General features: G+C 55.1%; 18 protein-coding genes. 8 read left to right on the top strand and 10 right to left on the bottom strand.

From position 1 onward, the window contains the following. Nucleotides 1–2 precede the first annotated feature (2 nt). From ccmE to GO984_RS02435, 7 genes are all read left to right on the top strand, one after another. Entirely contained in the window at nt 3–446 is a 444-nt protein-coding gene (ccmE, locus tag GO984_RS02465; protein WP_157020963.1) for a cytochrome c maturation protein CcmE, read from the top strand. 153 nt (nt 447–599) lie between these two features. Further along, complete coding sequence (locus tag GO984_RS02460; protein WP_157020962.1) at nt 600–1,211, top strand: holin-associated N-acetylmuramidase; 612 nt, start codon at nt 600–602, stop codon at nt 1,209–1,211. After that, nucleotides 1,202–1,789 (top strand): holin family protein, encoded by a 588-nt coding sequence (locus GO984_RS02455; RefSeq protein WP_157020961.1) that lies wholly within the window; start codon nt 1,202–1,204, stop codon nt 1,787–1,789. Before GO984_RS02460 ends, GO984_RS02455 begins: the two co-directional genes overlap by 10 nt. A gap of 72 nt (nt 1,790–1,861) precedes the next feature. Continuing rightward, a complete protein-coding gene (locus GO984_RS02450) occupies nt 1,862–3,835 on the top strand; it encodes a heme lyase CcmF/NrfE family subunit (RefSeq protein WP_157020960.1) in 1,974 nt (657 codons plus the stop codon). After that, nucleotides 3,832–4,317, top strand: a complete 486-nt coding sequence (locus GO984_RS02445) for a cytochrome c-type biogenesis protein (RefSeq protein WP_157020959.1) — start codon at nt 3,832–3,834, stop codon at nt 4,315–4,317. Before GO984_RS02450 ends, GO984_RS02445 begins: the two co-directional genes overlap by 4 nt. A 171-nt stretch (nt 4,318–4,488) precedes the next feature. Further along, nucleotides 4,489–5,037, top strand: a complete 549-nt coding sequence (locus tag GO984_RS02440) for a DUF2087 domain-containing protein (RefSeq protein WP_157020958.1) — start codon at nt 4,489–4,491, stop codon at nt 5,035–5,037. Between the two features lie 37 nt (nt 5,038–5,074). Continuing rightward, nucleotides 5,075–5,851 (top strand): enoyl-CoA hydratase-related protein, encoded by a 777-nt coding sequence (locus GO984_RS02435; RefSeq protein ID WP_157020957.1) that lies wholly within the window; start codon nt 5,075–5,077, stop codon nt 5,849–5,851. A 225-nt stretch (nt 5,852–6,076) separates the two neighbouring features. Here GO984_RS02435 and GO984_RS23790 read toward each other — a convergent pair whose 3' ends face one another. The 3 genes from GO984_RS23790 to gltX form a co-directional block, all read right to left on the bottom strand. Continuing rightward, a complete protein-coding gene (locus GO984_RS23790; protein WP_167740193.1) occupies nt 6,077–7,330 on the bottom strand; it encodes a calcium-binding protein in 1,254 nt (417 codons plus the stop codon). Nucleotides 7,331–7,549: 219 nt separating this feature from the next. Next, entirely contained in the window at nt 7,550–8,845 is a 1,296-nt protein-coding gene (gene gltA, locus GO984_RS02425; protein WP_157020955.1) for a citrate synthase, read from the bottom strand. Nucleotides 8,846–8,964: 119 nt separating this feature from the next. Beyond that, entirely contained in the window at nt 8,965–10,365 is a 1,401-nt protein-coding gene (gltX, locus tag GO984_RS02420) for a glutamate--tRNA ligase (RefSeq protein ID WP_157020954.1), read from the bottom strand. A 77-nt stretch (nt 10,366–10,442) separates the two neighbouring features. On the opposite strand from gltX, the gene GO984_RS02415 reads away from it, so the two are divergent. Further along, nucleotides 10,443–12,476, top strand: coding sequence for a ComEC/Rec2 family competence protein (locus GO984_RS02415; protein ID WP_157020953.1), 2,034 nt, complete (start codon nt 10,443–10,445; stop codon nt 12,474–12,476). A gap of 7 nt (nt 12,477–12,483) precedes the next feature. On the opposite strand, the gene lexA is transcribed toward GO984_RS02415, so the two are convergent. The 7 genes from lexA to GO984_RS02380 form a co-directional block, all read right to left on the bottom strand. Then, nucleotides 12,484–13,191 (bottom strand): transcriptional repressor LexA, encoded by a 708-nt coding sequence (lexA, locus tag GO984_RS02410; RefSeq protein ID WP_138164925.1) that lies wholly within the window; start codon nt 13,189–13,191, stop codon nt 12,484–12,486. Between the two features lie 144 nt (nt 13,192–13,335). Further along, a complete protein-coding gene (locus GO984_RS02405) occupies nt 13,336–14,508 on the bottom strand; it encodes a molybdopterin molybdotransferase MoeA (RefSeq protein WP_157020952.1) in 1,173 nt (390 codons plus the stop codon). Beyond that, nucleotides 14,509–14,979, bottom strand: a complete 471-nt coding sequence (gene moaC, locus GO984_RS02400) for a cyclic pyranopterin monophosphate synthase MoaC (RefSeq protein ID WP_157020951.1) — start codon at nt 14,977–14,979, stop codon at nt 14,509–14,511. Next, entirely contained in the window at nt 14,979–15,791 is an 813-nt protein-coding gene (gene trpC / locus GO984_RS02395) for an indole-3-glycerol phosphate synthase TrpC (RefSeq protein ID WP_157020950.1), read from the bottom strand. Before trpC ends, moaC begins: the two co-directional genes overlap by 1 nt. Beyond that, nucleotides 15,788–16,456 (bottom strand): uracil-DNA glycosylase, encoded by a 669-nt coding sequence (locus GO984_RS02390; protein ID WP_157020949.1) that lies wholly within the window; start codon nt 16,454–16,456, stop codon nt 15,788–15,790. The genes trpC and GO984_RS02390 overlap by 4 nt, the downstream gene beginning before the upstream one ends. After that, nucleotides 16,456–17,478, bottom strand: a complete 1,023-nt coding sequence (trpD, locus tag GO984_RS02385) for an anthranilate phosphoribosyltransferase (RefSeq protein WP_157020948.1) — start codon at nt 17,476–17,478, stop codon at nt 16,456–16,458. The genes GO984_RS02390 and trpD overlap by 1 nt, the downstream gene beginning before the upstream one ends. Beyond that, nucleotides 17,475–18,056, bottom strand: coding sequence for an anthranilate synthase component II (locus GO984_RS02380; RefSeq protein WP_157021213.1), 582 nt, complete (start codon nt 18,054–18,056; stop codon nt 17,475–17,477). Before GO984_RS02380 ends, trpD begins: the two co-directional genes overlap by 4 nt. Nucleotides 18,057–18,095: the final 39 nt, after the last annotated feature.

Genomic DNA, 18,095 nt, shown 5'->3' with positions numbered 1-18,095 from the left:
GAATGAAGACACTCAAAAAACGGCGCCGGGTACAGATTGTTTTGGTTTCTGCGGTGGCCCTTGTGGTGGCCACCGGTCTGATTGGCTATGCACTGCAGGACGGCATCAATTTCTTTCGCGCTCCTAGCGAAGTGATGGCTGAACCACCAAAACCAAGCGAAGTGTTCCGCATTGGCGGACTGGTCGAAGAAGGTACGTTGGTGCGCGGGCAGGGTGAAATCATTTCGTTCTCGGTGACGGATGGTGGGGCGTCGATTCCCGTCACCTATACGGGTGTCTTGCCGGATTTGTTCGAAGAAAACCAAGGCATGATTGGAACCGGGAGTTATGTTGAAGGTGTCTTCGAAGCGACTGAAATCCTTGCGAAACATGACGAAACTTACATGCCTAAAGAAGTGGTAGATGCACTGAAAGAACAGGGTGTCTACGTCGAACCAGAAAGCTGAATCTTTCGACACCGTCCTGATTTGACGTGGTCGTTTTTTGCAGCATGACTAAGAAGATAAGGCGCGCGCTCCGGATAACGGGGCGCGCGCTGTGTTTTAGGCGTGGCAATATTTGAACGGCAATCTGGTGCACGGTTCCGATAGGAGTGTGCGATGCCCAGTGTCCAACAGATTGCAGAAGAAATAGTCGCCCGTGAAGGTGGTTTTGTGAATGATCCCGATGATCCGGGAGGGGCGACCAAGCATGGGGTGACAATCCACACGCTACGCCGGTTGAATTTGGATCTAACCGGAGATGGGCAAGTTGGGCTGGACGATGTGCAGGCGATAAGCCAGGAACAAGCGGTAGAGATATTTGTTTCCCATTATTTTACGGCTCCGAAAATCTCCAGTTTACCCAAACTTCTGCAACCTTCGGTGTTTGATATGTATGTTAACGCGGGGTCGAATGCCGTCAAAATCTTGCAGCGGTTGCTGCGCGATATGGGGTATGAGGCGACAGTTGATGGGGTGATCGGGCCGCAGACGATAAAAGCGTCAAGACTGGCCGCCGATGTGGGTGAGCAGGCGTTGAAAGATGCCTACGGCGTTGCCCGACGTAACTACTATTTTCGCCTAGCCGATCGACGGGCCGCCAGCCGCAAATACGCCCGAACCCGGGCAGGAGGCAAAGGCGGCTGGATCCGGCGTGCCGAGGAGTTTTTGTCTCCCCGGTATCATCTCAGCGAACAGGATTTTCAAAAAAGGGTGGCATCATGGGGGTGATCTCACAGTTCTTAAAAATGGCGTTTGGTGGCAACCGCAATGTGTTGCGCGAAACGGTTGAAGTGTTCCGCGAGAATGCCGAGTCTGGTGCACAGCGGCAATTTGAAGGCCAGATGGCTGCGATCAACCAAATGCAATCGGAATTTGCGTTGCAACAACGCGGCTGGTTTGATCGGTGTATGGATGGGGTTAATCGACTGCCACGCCCCGCCTTGGCTCTTGGCACGATTGGGCTATTGGGATCGGCAATGGTTGATCCGGTTTGGTTTGCGGCACGAATGCAGGGGATTGCACTGGTGCCAGAACCATTATGGTGGCTGCTGGGGGTAATTGTATCCTTTTACTTTGGCGCCCGTCAGCAACTGAAGTCCGAAAATCTGCAACGCGATCTGGCCCTGTCTTTGTCGCGCGTGCCTCAAGTCGTTGGCAATGTTTCTCAGTTAAGACAGCTAGAAGCCGTAAGTGTGAGTAAAGCAACGACAAACGGGCATGCAGAGGATGAAATCGAGGTTGTCAAACCGGAACAGAATCCAGCATTGATACAGTGGCGTTTGTTGCGCAACAAACAGAGTGAATAAACCACAGACCTGTGACCGGATGGCGCGGCGATTGTCATTGGCGCGCCGATCTGTTCGGCCTATATAGGCTTTATGATTACAGAGCTCGGACACTTCGCCCTCATCCTCGCCTTTTTGATTGCTATCGTGCAGATGGTTGTGCCGTTGATTGGTGCCCATAAACGATGGCCCGGATGGATGGCCGTTGCCGAGCCAGCCGCGCAGGCGCAGTTCCTGTTTACGGCTTTTGCCTTTGGCGCGCTGACCTGGGCCTTCGTCACCTCCGATTTCTCGCTAAAGCTGGTGGTGGACAACAGCCATTCAGCCAAACCCATGCTGTACAAAATCAGCGGAACCTGGGGCAATCACGAAGGCTCTATGTTGTTGTGGGTACTGATTGTGGCGCTGTTTGGTGCGGTGGCTTCCGTCTTTGGTGGTGGATTGCCGCCCAGCCTTAAAGCGCGCGTTCTGGCGGTACAGGCCTCGATCGGGGTCGCGTTTTTTGCCTTTATCCTGTTCACTTCAAATCCCTTCATGCGTCTGGCAGTGCCGCCGTTTGACGGACAGGATTTGAACCCGCTATTGCAAGACCCCGGTTTGGCGTTTCATCCACCGTTCTTGTACCTTGGTTATGTTGGCCTCAGCATGACCTTTTCCTTTGCCATAGCTGCCCTGATTGAAGGGCGCGTTGATGCAGCTTGGGGGCGTTGGGTTCGCCCCTGGACACTTGCTGCATGGGTCTTTTTGACCATTGGTATCGCTCTGGGCAGCTGGTGGGCCTATTATGAATTGGGCTGGGGCGGTTTCTGGTTCTGGGATCCGGTCGAAAACGCGTCCTTCATGCCTTGGATTTTAGCCGCAGCGTTGCTGCACAGTGCGGTTGTGGTTGAAAAACGCGAGTCGCTGAAAAGCTGGACTATCCTGCTGGCAATTCTGGCCTTTAGTTTCTCGCTTGTTGGCACCTTTATTGTGCGCTCAGGGTTGCTGACATCCGTCCATGCCTTTGCCAATGATCCAGTGCGTGGTGTGTTCATCCTGTATATCCTGGCGATCTTTACCGGTGGTGCGCTGACATTGTTTGCCACACGGGCCCAGTCGATGGAGGCCAAGGGGGTGTTTGGCGTGATCAGTCGCGAAAGCGGGCTGGTGATCAATAATGTCCTGCTGGCCGTCAGCTGTTTCGTGGTGTTCTTTGGCACCCTGTGGCCAATCATTGCTGAAATGGCCTTTGACCGGAAATTGAGCGTCGGACCTCCGTTCTTCAACGCCGCCTTTACGCCGTTTATGGTGCTGTTGGGACTGGTCATGCCGGTGGGCGCAATGCTGCCGTGGAAACGGGGTAAGCTAGGCCGCACGGCCTGGAAACTGCGCTACGTCTTTGGGTTGGCTGTTGCTTTGGGTGTTGCTGCCTGGGCCTTGCAAACCGGGCGTTCAGCGCTTGGCCCTGTCGGACTGTTCCTGGGCTCTTGGATGGTCTTTGGCGCCATCACTGACCTCTGGTCGCACACGGGTCGTTCTGGCCTGGCCGGGCGTCTGGCACGGATGATGCGCCTGCCGCGGGCAGATTGGGGTAAAGCGACGGCACATGCCGGTTTGGGTATCACGTTCTTTGCCATAGCCGGGCTCACCGCCTGGGAACAAGAGGACATTCGGGTTGCATATGTTGGTCAACCTTTTGACGTAGGTGCCTACACTTTGGTTCTGGAAGATGTTGGTCGCAATCGTGGGCCAAACTACTACGCAACTGTAGCCAATGTCCGGGTGACCAAGGACGGTCAGCCAGTGGCAATGATGCGGCCTGAAAAACGCGACTATCCGGTGACGCGGATGCCAACCACCGAAGCGGCGATTGACTACCGGTTCCTGCGCGATCTGTATGTGGTGATCGGCGATCAGCAAAACGATGGTGGCTGGATCATGCGGACCTATATCAAGCCATTGGCGAACTGGATCTGGGGTGGTTGTCTATTGATGGCTCTGGGGGGATTGCTATCGTTAAGCGACCGTCGCTACCGCGTGGCTGCTGGTGCTCGCAAGGCTAAGATCGCAGGGGTAGCGGCTGAATGAAACATCTAAAGATTGTTCTGACGCTACTGCTTGTTCTGGGTCTGTCCACCCCAGTGTTTTTTGGCACCACCGCTCAGGCGGTTGAGCCGGATGAGGTGTTGGAAGATCCGGCATTAGAAGCGCGGGCGCGAGAATTGTCCAAAGATCTTCGCTGCTTGGTCTGCCGCAACGAAAGCATCGATGAGAGCAACGCCGAACTGGCGCGTGATCTGCGCATTCTACTGCGTGAACGTTTGGTTGCTGGGGACAGCGATGCTGAGGCAATGGACTTCATTGTCGATCGCTTTGGCGAATACGTTTTGTTGCGGCCTTCTGCAAATGGGTCGAACTGGCTGCTGTGGGCGGCTGGGCCCATGATGCTGTTGCTTGCTGTCATCATGGCTGGGGGGTATTTGCGCGGACGCTCCAACGCCCCGAGGCGCAACGAGTCCGGTCTGAGCGAAGCCGAACAAGCCCGTTTGAAAGAACTTCTGGACGAGTGATTGCAACGCTTGCTACCCCTTGTTAGGGTGCCCTTGGTCAGCAGTTCACCCAGGCTCCGCCTTTCGCTAAACCTGCTTTTTATTTATCCGGATCCTTTACTCAGGATACCATTTGGATAAGGGCGGGCATCCTCATCCCAACTTGGGCTGCGGTATCCATGGGAGAAAGATATGACCCGGGATGTAATTCGGCTGACCATTGCCGACCTGTCACAATTCACCAAATCACTGCGGGGCACACTGTCAGATGCGCCCAGCCATGTTGAAATGCTGAACCGTGTAGCACAGGCCGCTGGTTACAAGAATTTCCAACATCTTCGCGCAACGAACGCGCCCGAACCTCAGGTCAATCAGCGTTTGCTGGACCGAGCGCTGCGAAACTTTGATGACAAAGGCCGTTTTTCCAATTGGCCCGGTAAGACAAGTACGCAGAACCTGTGCCTGTGGGCGGTTTGGGCTGTGTTGCCCTCTAAAACTGTTTGGGGAGAACGCGAAATCAGTGAGCTTCTCAACGAAGTGACGACACTGGAAGATGCTGCGCAGATACGGCGATCACTGGTTGAGATGCGATTGGTAACCCGTACCAAAGACGGATCTCGTTACCAAAGGGTGGAGCAACCTGTTCCTGTAGATGCACGCGCGCTAATAAGTCAGTTGCGGGAGTTACAAAGAGTCCCTTTACCTGACGTGGCGTTTGCCTTTTCCCGTTCGGCTACCTAAGTCAGCATGCAGACAACGGATAATATGAGGCCGAGTGATGGACTATAAAGAAATTACTTATCTGCTGGCGGACGGGCTGGCGATCGTAACGTTGAATCGCCCTGAAAAGATGAATGCGCTAACCAGCCAGATGCGCGCTGAGATTACCCATGCGATGCGTCGCGCTGGTGAAGAAGCGCGGGTGGTTGTTCTGACAGGCGCAGGTGATGCGTTTTGCTCGGGACAGGACCTAAGCGACGCCAACAGCGCCAGTGACCTGGATCTGGAGCGTACGCTGCGCGATGAATATACCCCAATGCTGGAAGCGATCTTTGATTGCCCTGTTCCGACCCTTGCGGCGGTAAATGGCCCGGTTGCTGGAGCAGGGGCCAATCTTGCATTGGCGACGGATGTGGTGATCGCGACTGAGAGCGCATTCTTCATGCAGGCCTTTGCCCGCATTGGGCTGATGCCGGACGCCGGTGGTACGTGGTTCCTTCCCCGACAGATGGGCATGGCCAAAGCCATGGGCGCTGCACTATTTGCCGACAGAATCTCGGCCAAGCAGGCAAGTGACTGGGGGATGATCTGGGAAGCTGTGCCAGACGCGGACTTTTCGGATCAGTGGCGCGCCCGCGCCACCTATCTGGCCAAAGGACCAACCAAAGCGTTTGGTGCGATCAAGCAGTCGATCCGCGCCAGCTATGGCAACAGCCTGCAAGAGCAACTGTCGGTTGAAGCGCATTTGCAGGGTGAATGCGGCAAGTCGCGCGATTTCCTGGAAGGTGTCACCGCCTTTATGGAAAAGCGCCCAGCCAAGTTCGAAGGCCGCTAAACTATTTGCCGCCGTTTGATAGCAAACGGCGGCAAAACGACTTGGAGCGGTTGGCATTTTGGTTGTCCAAGGACGAAAATCAGCGAATCCATGCAGTTTCGGTTAGGAAGAGCGTGTAAGGTCCGCGTCGATTTGATCGATCTAGGGTGATCACTATCACGAAAATGTCGGTAATCACCCCATAGTCAAAATGAGTTATATAGAACGGATCTCTCCGGTATTCGGTTAGAGCCGTTCTATACTTTGTTGGATCAAGCCGTTGTTGGGCATCAGCGCAATGTCATTGCTAACGTCGAACGTTGTTCCAAGATTTGCCAAGCGGATGACTTCGACACCATCGGCCATTACAATAGCGTCACTGCCACCTTCACCGTTGTCCTCAGCTACCATCGTCAGGACCGGCTCGGGCAGGGTTTCGTCATAGCCGAAGAGTAACACATCCTCGCTTGCGTCGAAGTCCGTGATCTCAGTGACTTCCTCGCCCTTGACCCAATCCCCAGTGATAAACGTATCAGCGCCATCACCCCCCGTTAGCACATCGCCAATGCCGCCAAATATCGTGTCGTCGCCTTGGCCGCCATCAACGATATCACCGTCAGTGTCGGTATCTTGAGAAAAGTCCAACTCAAGCTTGTCGACTAATTCTGCAGGAGTAAGTGTGTCATCTGGGTTTTTGAAATTATCAAGTGTGGCCTGTTCGTTCATAAAGCCACTGGCAAAGATTGCGTCGTTGCCTCCACCACCGCGCAGTACATCGGTTCCCGAACCGTCGATGAGGATGTCGTCGCCATCGCCGCCACGCAGAAGATCATCTCCTGCTTCTCCAAACAGTTTGTCCTCGCCGTCATTGCCAAAGACACGGTCGTTGCCTTCTCCTCCGGTGGCCACGTCGTCGTTGTCCCCACCTGAGACTGCGTCATCGCCAACCGAACCATTCAGCTGGTCATCACCCTTGCCGCCAAACAGGTGGTCGTTGCCGCCATCGCCGATCAATGTGTCACTGCCATTGTCACCGAATACGCGGTCATTGTCGTCACCGCCTCGCAGAAAGTCGTCACCATCCCGGCCTAAGACTGTATCGTCACCTGTGCTGCCAAAGACGCTGTCGTTGCCGTCACCACCAGAAGCGACGTCATTGCCGGCACCACCAAAGACTTTGTCATCGTCTTTGCCGCCATCCAGTTCGTCATTGCCTTTGCCACCAAACAAGTTGTCTTGGCCACTGTCACCGGACAGGGTGTCGTTGCCGTTGTCTCCGAACAGCCGGTCATTACCTTCGCCACCATCAAGGTTATCGTTGCCGTCTCGACCAAGCAGCGTCTCATCCGACGCAGTGCCCATCAGCAAATCATGGCCCTCATTGCCTTCAAGCTGGCCGTCGTCGATGGGGGGCTCTTCGGCTGCATCTCCTGTGGTTGCGGGATCATCGTCATCGTTGGATACAACTCCAACCAGCAAGCCCAGACCAATCAATGTCATCCACAGCATATCGAGTACTCACTTTCAACTATTTGAATTAAAATGCAACTTAATGAATTGTTAAGATTTCTACCTTTGGTGCGTCAAGAGAATATGGCGATTATAAGGCAGCACGGGACAATACGCGGGCCAGCAAAGGATTGTTTCAAAAAAAGCGCCCCAAACCGGATGGATTGGGGCGCTCATTAACCTTGTTTTTCAATCGGGTGATCGAAATTACTAGCGATTCTCGATATCGATGTAGTCGCGAGCGGTCTCACCAAGATACAACTGACGCGGCCGACCGATTTTGTTCTGCGGGTCTGCGATCATTTCTTTCCACTGCGATACCCAACCAACTGTGCGTGACAGTGTGAAGATCGGTGTGAACATCGATGTTGGGAAACCCATCGCTTCGAGGATAATGCCCGAATAGAAGTCAACGTTGGGGAACAGCTTCTTCTCGATGAAGTAGGGGTCGTTCAGCGCGGTTTGCTCCAGTTCCTTTGCAACCTGTAGCAACGGGTTATCTTCGATACCCAGCAGGTCCAGAACCTCATCAGCTGATTGCTTCAGCACAGTGGCGCGCGGGTCGGTGTTTTTATAAACCCGGTGACCAAAGCCCATCAGACGGAACGGATCGCTCTTGTCCTTGGCGCGTGCAATGTATTCTGGAATGCGGTCAACGCTGCCGATTTCTTTCAGCATCTCCAGGCAGGCCTGGTTGGCGCCGCCGTGAGCCGGACCCCAGAGGCATGCAATGCCAGCCGCGACACAGGCAAACGGATTGGCACCAGAAGATGAGGCCAGACGTACGGTCGAGGTCGATGCGTTCTGCTCGTGATCCGCATGAAGTGTAAAGATCCGGTCCATGGCACGGGCCAGGATCGGGTTGACCTCGTACTGCTCGGCGGGAACCGAGAAACACATGTGCAGGAAGTTAGCAGCGTAATCCAGATCATTGCGAGGATATACAAATGGCTGGCCAATAGAATATTTATAGGCCATCGCAGCAATTGTTGGCAGCTTGGCGATTAGACGGATCGATGCAACTTCGCGCTGCCAAGGGTCTGAAATATCGGTGGAATCGTGGTAGAAGGCCGACATCGCACCAACAACACCCACAAGTGTGGCCATTGGGTGGGCATCACGCCGGAAACCACGGAAGAAGTTGTGCATCTGTTCGTGCACCATTGTGTGACGGGTCACGCGTGCTTCGAAATCTTCCAGCTGAGCAGCCGTTGGCAGCTCACCATAAAGCAGCAGATAGCAGACTTCTAGATAATGCGATTTTCCGGCCAATTGATCGATTGGATAACCGCGGTGCAGCAGTTCGCCCTTGTCACCGTCAATAAAGGTGATGGTGCTGTCGCAGCTGGCAGTTGAGGTGAAACCCGGATCATAGGTGAAAACACCAGCCTGACCATAGAGTTTACGGATATCAAGAACATCGGGTCCAGCAGTCGGGGAAAAAATAGGCAACTCGTAGGATTCGCCATTGAGGCTAAGCGTGGCGGATTTCTTGGTGTCGGTCATGGATATCCCTTCCTGTTACTGGCATGGAATGGCACCGGGCCATTCCATGCGGCCAGTCCTGCGAATTCAGAATGCAGGCATTGTCACTTTTGAGCAGGTCAGAACAACATTTAATGTGTTCAACCTGCGGCGTCGGTTAGACGGGCCATGGTTTCATCGCGGCCCAGTACAAGCATCATGTCAAAAACTGAAGGTGTCACCGCACGTCCGGCCAGTGCTGCCCGCAGTGGGCCAGCCAGCTTACCAAACTTGGTGTCATGGGCTTCTGCAAAGGTTTTCAGAAGCATCTCCAGATCATCTCTGGACCAGCTAGCATTTTGCAGCTGCGGCGTCAATTCATCCAGTATACCATCGGATACAGATGCCAGCGCTTTAGCTGCTTTCTCGTCTTGCTCCACAGGCCTTGAAATTAGAACAAAATGTGCTTTTTCAAGAAGTTCCGGCAATTTTTTCGCACGCTCTTTGAGGCAATATAGGGCTCGCTCAAGATTGTTTGACTGTGCGTCATTCAACACGGGCTGTTCAGCAGCAACGAGATAGGCCTGAATTTCCTGCCGCAATGCAGCGTCATCGCTAACGGCGATGTGCTGACCGGATAGGTTTTCGAGCTTTTTGGTGTCAAATCGGGCCGGGCTTTTACCGATTCCATTCAGATCAAACCACTCCAACGCCTGAGCGTCTGAAAAGAACTCATCATCGCCGTGACTCCAACCTAGACGGGCCAGATAGTTGCGCATTCCCGCCGCAGGATAACCCATCACCTGATATTCCTGCGCGCCTAATGCACCGTGGCGTTTGGACAGTTTTTTGCCGTCGGCGCCATGGATCAGCGGGATATGGGCCCAAACAGGGATGTCCCACCCCATAGCCTCATAGATTGTCATCTGGCGGGCAGCGTTGTTTAGGTGATCGTCTCCCCGGATCACATGGGTCACACCCATATCGTGATCATCGACAACAACTGCCAGCATATAGACTGGGGTGCCATCTGAACGCAGAAGGATCATATCGTCCAACTGGTTGTTGCTGATGGTCACATCGCCCTGAACCTGGTCTTTGATAGTGGTAACGCCGCTTTGCGGCGCTTTGATGCGAATGACATAAGGCATATCGGGGTGGTCGCCCTCGTCGGCTTCGCGCCAGGGTGAACGATAGAGGGTCGATTTACCCTCGGCTTTGGCCTGATCTCGAAAGGCAGCAATTTCATCCTGACTCGCAAAACATTTGTAAGCTTTGCCCTCTGCCAGCAATTGATGTGCCACCTCTGCATGACGCGCGGCGCCGTCAAACTGGCTAACCACCTCGCCATCATGGTCAAGACCCAACCATTCCATGCCCTGCAAGATCGCAGCTGTTGCTTCGGGTGTTGAACGCTCACGATCAGTGTCCTCGATGCGCAGCAGGAATTTGCCGCCACGACCTCGGGCGTATAGCCAGTTGAACAGAGCAGTACGCGCGCCACCGATATGTAGAAAGCCGGTAGGAGACGGTGCGAAACGGGTGACGACCGGTTTGGACATGGGGCCATTTACCTTTTGGAAACTTTTGAAGAGCTAGATTTGACGCCTGTCTACCGAGCCAAACGGCGAGGAGCAAGATGCGTGCGATTGCTGCCCTGGACTCCCTGCTGGTGAAACAGCGGGGACATTTGTTCCCTTTCGCTCCAGTGATGCTGGGGGCAGGGGTTGGGAGCTATTTTGCATTAACGACAGAACCCACACTTGAAAACTATCTGGCCTTGGCAGCGATCTGCGGTATCGGTGGTTTGGTCGTGGTGCGGAGCAAGAGCAACGTATCACTTCTGGGTTGGATGATTTTGCTCGTTGCGGCGGGTTTTTGTGTGGCAGGCCTTCGTGCGCACGGGGTTACTGCTCCGGTTTTGACGTATCGCTATTACGGCCCGGTTGAGGGGCGGGTGGTTGTGATTGATCGTTCGGCCAGCGATGCGCTGCGTCTGACGCTGGATCAGGTCCGGCTGCGCAAAATATCTCCGGTCAACACGCCGGAGCGGGTCCGCATATCATTACATGGTGCAACGGAGCTACCCGCGCCAGGTAGCCGTATTATGACCACTGCACACCTTATGCCGCCTCAGGGGCCGGCAGAGCCGGGTGGTTTTGACTTCCGTCGGCATGCCTGGTTTCAGAGTCTCGGAGGGGTAGGGTACACCCGCGTACCAGTTTTGTTGGTGACACCCGGCGGAGAGGACTTGAGATTACAACGTCTGCGCCGTGTTGCGTCAACTTACATACAACAGCAACTGCCGGGCAGCATAGGCGGATTCGCCGCAGCTATCACCACCGGAGACCGTAGTGGCATAGGGCAGGAAAGTCTGTTGGCGCTGCGGGGAAGTAACCTGGCCCATCTATTGGCTATTTCAGGTTTGCATATGGGGCTCTTGACCGGGTTTGTCTTTGCATCCCTGCGGGTGTTGCTAAATCTGTGGCCAAGGGTCGGGCTGCGACTACCAGTCAAAAAGCTTGCTGCCATCGGGGCCTTATTGGTGGCGGCGGGGTATCTGGCGTTGTCCGGCGGAAATGTCGCCACCGAGCGCGCCTTTGTAATGGTGGCCGTGGTTTTGGGGGCTGTGTTGATGGATCGGAGGGCCTTCTCCCTGCGCGCAGTTGCATTGGCCGCGCTGATTGTATTGATACGTCGCCCTGAAAGCCTGATGAGTCCCGGTTTTCAGATGAGCTTTGCCGCCACAACGGGGTTGGTGGCCGTGTTCGGATGGATTCGCGACAGTGGGATTACACTGGGGCCTGCTTGGCTGCGTCCTGTGCTTGCGGTGATAATATCGTCCGCCGTGGCTGGTGCCGCGACTGCGCCATTTGGAGCGGCCCATTTCAACACATTATCGTACTATGGGTTGATCGCTAATCTTCTATCGGTGCCCTTGATGGGGGTACTGGTCATCCCTTCGGCAGTATTGGCGCTCAGTCTTGCGCCGTTTGGACTGGAGATGATCGGCTTGACGCTTATGGGCTGGGGATTGGAGTGGATTTTGTTGGTTGCGCATTGGGTATCCGGATTGCAGGGGGCCCAGGGCAGGGTGATCGCCCCAGGGCCTATGGTGCTTCCGTTGGTTGGAACGGGGATGTTGTTGTTGATCCTCTGGCAAGGGTGGCTACGGGTTTTGGGGTTGGTACCTGCATTATTTGGTTTGGTTTTGTGGAGCCAGCATGAGCGTCCGGCGGTGCTCATCTCTGCGGATGCGGCCTTGGTGGGCAAAATGACCAGTGAGGGTCGCGCGCTGTCAAAACCCAAAGGCGCAGGATTTTCGGCGCGGATTTGGTTGGAAAATGACGGGGACGACGTGAACCAGTCTGATGCGGCGGCGCGTTGGGCAGGGGCATCAAGGCGGGTGGTTATAGGCTCAACCGAAGTTGTACATGTGATTGGCAAGCGCGCCGTTGACGCGTTTTCCGAGTGCCGCGCTGGTCAAATCATTGTCACAACCGTTGCAAAAGACCTGACCGGAGGTTGCCAGATTATCGATCCAGTGCGGTTACGCGATATCGGAAGTGTGATGCTGACTGCCGAGGGGAAGCTGTACAGTGCACAAGATTTGGCCGGGCACCGCTTGTGGACAAATGCACCAGCCCCGCAAATGCTTGGGGCTGGTCAGTGATGCCCGATCAGTAGGTTCGGATCAAGCCAACCAGTTGGCCTTGCACCTTTACCTGATCTTCAGGGTAAACGCGGGTTTCATAGGCTGGGTTTGCGGCTTCCAGAGCAATAGATCCTCCCTGACGGTGGAACCGCTTTAGTGTCGCTTCGTGACCTTCAACCAATGCAACAACAATGTCACCGTTGTCGGCCACCTTGGTTTCACGGATGACCACCACATCCCCATCATTGATACCGGCCTCGATCATTGAATCACCGCGGACCTCAAGAGCATAGTGTTGTCCCGAGGTTGAAAGCATCGAACTGGGCACGGCCACCTGATGTGACACTTGGCTGATCGCTTCAATTGGAACACCAGCCGCAATACGTCCCATCACCGGCAATTCCATCGCCATCATATGGCTAGGTTCGACATTTGCGGGCTGGCTGGGGGGCGGCGTTTGGTGGCCGCCCTGGATCACCCGCGGCGTAAATCCAACCGGTGTCTGACTGCCGCCAAGAGATTCCGGAAGACGGATGATTTCAATGGCCCGCGCCCGGTGTGCAAGACGGCGGATAAAGCCACGTTCTTCCAAGGCAGTGATCAATCGATGAATGCCGGATTTTGAGCGCAGATCCAACGCAACTTTCATCTCGTCAAAACTGGGAGGCACACCATCTTTTTGCAGGCGCTTGTGAATAAATTCCAGCAAGTCCAACTGTTTCTTGGTCAACATAGGTTTTCCCTCCGCCGTATTGCGTTTTGTTTTGTTCTACGCATGTTCCCGTTTTGTGTCAACGGTATTAGAGCTCGCGCGAACAGATGCCATCCAACCGATGCCACCGGCCCTAGGTTGGGGGGATCATAATGTGATTAGGGGTCAGAGCGGCAGGTAATCTACTATTTCGCCAGTTTTGCGCGCGGGATCAAATGGAGCGCGGATCAAAAGCGCGTTGGCTGAGGCCAAAACTGTCAACAAAGCACTGTCTTGGCGATCAAATGCGCGGATTTCTGATCCGTCCAGCAGGGCACGCATATAGTGCTGACGCGGTCCATTGGCGGTAAGAGGTTCGGTCAGCTGTGCCTTAAGAAGGGTCGGTGCATTTGTATCTAGGCCCAGCATTGCCTCGATCATTGGCGCGATAAAAATCTTACCGCAAATCATCGCTGATACCGGGTTACCCGGCAGTCCAACCATCGCAGCCTCATTCATCCGACCAGCCATCAGCGGTTTTCCAGGGCGCATTGCAACTTTGTAGAACGACTGTTCAAGCCCCAGATCTGCTGCAACTTTGCCAACCAGATCATGATCGCCAACTGAGGCCCCACCAATGGTGATCACCAGATCAGCCCCGCGTGCCAGTTTGAACGCTGTGCGCAAGGATGCGGTGTTGTCGCGGGCAATGGGTAAAATACGCGCATGCGCCCCCAAAGCGTCAATCATGGCCTTCAGGCCAAAAGTGTTGGAGGCAATAATCTGGTCAGGGCCGGGCGTGTCGCCGGGCATAACCAGCTCGTCCCCGGTGGAGATAAGCGCCACATCGGGGCGGCGGATCACCGGAACCGTGGCGACGTTCATCGACGCCAGCAGGGCGATATCACTGGGGGTTAAGACGCGTGGCGCATCCAGGGTACTGCCAATGGCGAAATCATTGCCTTTGGCACGAATGTTGGAATTAGAACTTGGCGCATTGGCAATGGTAATCAGATCCCCATTGCGGGTGATGTCTTCTTGTATGACGACAAAATCAGCGCCTTCAGGTACGGGCGCTCCAGTGAAAATACGCACTGCTTGACCGGGGCCGACCTGCCCATCAAACCTGTGGCCAGCTGCAGATTCGCCAATCACTTTCAGGATGGAATGTTGCTCGACCTCGGTGGATTTCAGCGCATAGCCATCCATAGCTGAAGCTGCGAAGGGAGGCTGATCCCGACGTGCAGACACATCTGCGGCCAGCACCCGCCCGGCTGCTTCGATCAGGGGAACGTCTTCGGCTTCCAGAACGGAAACCAGTGTCATCAACTGCGCAAGGGCGTCATCAACTGTGATCATCTATGCCTCGTAACGACCTGATTTACCGCCGTCTTTCAGTGTGACGCGCAGGCCGCCAATTTCCATGGCCTTATCCACCGCTTTGCTCATGTCATAGACTGTAAGGGCTGCGGTGCTGGCAGCGGTCAAGGCTTCCATTTCAACACCTGTCTGCCCCGTGGTCTTAACAGTCGCCTCGATCTGAACGCCTGGCAGGTCAGGATCCAAGGTCAGCTCGACGGCCACTTTGGTGACGGGCAGCGGGTGACACAGCGGGATAAGATCGGGGGTTTTCTTGGCCCCCATGATACCCGCCAGTCGGGCCACGCCCAGAACGTCACCCTTTTTGGCGCGCCCATCGGCGATGATGTCAAATGTAGCCTGAGCCATACGAATGTGGGCCTCAGCAGTGGCGACACGCGACGTGACGGGCTTGTCCGAGACGTCAACCATATGGGCATCGCCCTTGGTGTCAAAATGGGTCAGTGGCATTACATCGCTCCGGGCATCAGTGGCGAAGCCAGCAGGTTGCGGGTGGCACTGGCAACATCATCCTGACGCATCAGGCTTTCACCAATCAAAAAGGTCCGTGCCCCGTATTTGGCCATGGCAGACAGATCATCGGAACCGCTGAGACCGCTTTCGCAGACAATCGTACGGTCAGCGGGAACCATTTTGGACAGGGTGCGTGTCGTGTCCAGCGTGGTCTCAAAGGTTTTAAGGTTGCGGTTGTTGATACCCATCAGTGGTGATTTCAACGCGCAGGCACGTTCCAGTTCTTCGGCATCATGCACTTCCAGCAGCACATCCATGCCCCAGTCAAACGCTGCCTGTTCCAGTTCCGCGGCTTGAGCATCCGACACCGAGGCCAGGATGATCAGAATGCAATCGGCGCCGAGGGCACGGGCCTCTGCCACCTGATAGGTGTCATACATGAAATCTTTGCGCAGGGCAGGCAGTGTGCAGGCGGCACGGGCCTGAACCAGAAAGTCTTTGGCGCCCTGAAAGCTGGGTGTATCGGTCAGTACGGACAGGCAGGTGGCACCACCCTCTTCGTAGGCACGGGCAAGCGCCGCAGGATCAAAGTCAGCCCGGATCAAACCTTTGGAAGGGCTGGCTTTCTTGATTTCGGCAATCAACCCATAGCCTTCGCGATTGGCGGACATCAGGGCCTGCGCAAAGCCACGGACAGGGCTGGCAGCGCGGGCCTCTGCTTCGACCTCGGACAACGGTTTGGCAGCTTTGTCGGCGGCGACTTCTTCCAGCTTGTAGGCCTTGATCTTATCCAGCACATTTGTTGTCATTCCAACGCCTCCGATGGTGCAGTCCAGTTGATAGTAGCCTCCCCCCGTTCGGACAGCCAGCGGTTCACAGTGGAAAATGGCCGCGAGCCAAAAAAACCACGCCGGGCTGACAGAGGAGAGGGATGGGCAGATTTCAGGATCAGGTGATCGCCCGGATTGATAAAAGATTCAAGCTTTTGCGCTGCATTGCCCCAGAGAATATATGCTGTGGGGCGCTGCGACGTTAGATCCAGCACCTGGTGCACCAGTTTCGTCCAACCAAGGCTCTTGTGGCCATTTGCGTCACCTGCCGGAACTGAAAGTGCTGTGTTCAGCAGCAAAACGCCTTGATTGGCCCAACCGCGCAGATCTCCGCTTGTTGGGCACTGGCCGATGTCGTCGGTCAGCTCTTTGAAAATATTGTTCAGTGATCGCGGTAAAGGACGCACATTTGGTTTGACCGAAAAAGCCAATCCATGGGCGTGACCCGGAGTGGGGTAGGGATCTTGGCCCAAGATCACCACACGGGTGCTCTTGGGCGAGGTCAGATCTAGTGCAGCAAACCGATCATGCACGGGGGGCAAAATTTGCCGCGGATCCGTTTCAATGGCGCTGTTGATACCAGGCCATTCCTGAGTGAAAAAAGGCAAATGCCCCCAAGCCTTTGGCAAAGGTGGCGATGCCATCAGGTGGCTCCTGTTGTGATCCGTGCTAGAGCTTGAAGCTTGGCTTTGGCTGCGCCGGAATCGATGCTTTCACGGGCTTTTTCAACGCCTTCTTGAAGGTCGCTGGCGGCATCCGCTACCACCAGTGCAGCGGCTGAATTTAGCAGGACTGCGTCGCGGTAGGCCGATGGTGTCCCATCCAACAAGGCGCGGAATGCATTGGCATTGTCTTCGGGCGTGTCGCCTACAATGGCCTCAAAGGGATGCACAGGCAGGCCTGCCTGTTCCGGGTGCAATTCAAAATCAACAACACTGCCGTTTTTTTCAAGCGCAGAAACCCAGCTGACACCGGTGATGGTCAGCTCGTCTGTGCCGTCTGATCCATGCACCAACCAAGCACGTTCAGATCCCAATTGTCCCAGCGTTTCGGCCATTGGCCGGATCAGGTCACGGGAAAAGGCACCGGTCAGTTGGCGCTTTACCCCTGCTGGGTTGGTCAGTGGACCAAGGATATTAAAGATTGTGCGAGTCCCCAGCTCTTGCCGGGTGGGCATGACATGGGCAACTGCCGGGTGGTGCATCGGGGCCATCATAAAAGCAATGCCACATTCGGAAATTGCTTTTTCGACAACATCAGGTGTCACCATGACATTGATACCCATTTGGGTCTGAACGTCGGCGGTGCCGGACTTGGACGACAGGTTTTTGTTGCCGTGTTTGGCAACAACCACACCCGCACCAGCGGTGACAAAGGCGGTCGCGGTTGAGATATTCAGCGTATGTTTGCCATCGCCACCGGTGCCAACGATGTCCATTGCACCAGCTGGGGCCTTTACGGCGTTGCACTTGGATCGCATCACCGCAGCGGCTGCGGCATATTCGTCGACTGTTTCACCGCGTGTGCGCAGTGCCATCAGCAAGCCGCCAATTTGGCTTGGCGTGGCTTCCCCTTCAAAGAGCAGCGTAAAGGCGGTTTCAGCCTGTTCACGTGTCAGCGGACCTTCGGCAGCGGCCCCGATCAGTGGCTTTAGACGATCGCTCATGTCGGGTCCTTCATCTCGTTCAAAAAGTTTTGCAGCAGGGCGTGGCCATGCTCGGATGCAATTGATTCCGGGTGAAATTGAACACCATGAATAGGCAATTCTCGGTGCTGCAGGCCCATAATGGTGCCATCTTCCAGCTCGGCAGTAATTTCCAGACAGTCAGGCAAAGTTTCACGCTCAACCACCAGCGAGTGATAGCGCGTCGCGTCAAACGGCGAGGGCAGGCCTGCAAACAGACCTTTGCCGGTATGGGACATGCTGCCCATTTTGCCATGCACAATCTCATGACAGCGCACTACTTTGCCGCCAAACACCTGCCCAATGGTCTGGTGCCCCAAACAAACACCCATCAGGGGTGTCTTGGTTTCGGCGGCGGCTTCGGTCAGGGCCAGACAAATCCCGGCTTGGTCCGGATCACAGGGACCGGGTGACAGTAAAATGCCGCTCGGTTTCATCGCCATCGCCTCTTGCACATCAATGGCATCGTTACGGCGGATTTCGATCTCTGCGCCCAACTCGCCCAGATAGTGAACCAGGTTGTAGGTAAAGGAATCGTAGTTGTCGATTAGCAGCAACATCTTGGCAGGCTCTTTTAAGGGCTGGCGGGGCAGGGCCCT

Source organism: Parasedimentitalea huanghaiensis, from assembly GCF_009753675.1.
Taxonomy (GTDB): domain Bacteria; phylum Pseudomonadota; class Alphaproteobacteria; order Rhodobacterales; family Rhodobacteraceae; genus Parasedimentitalea; species Parasedimentitalea huanghaiensis.
This window is presented reverse-complemented; position numbering and strand designations above follow the sequence as displayed.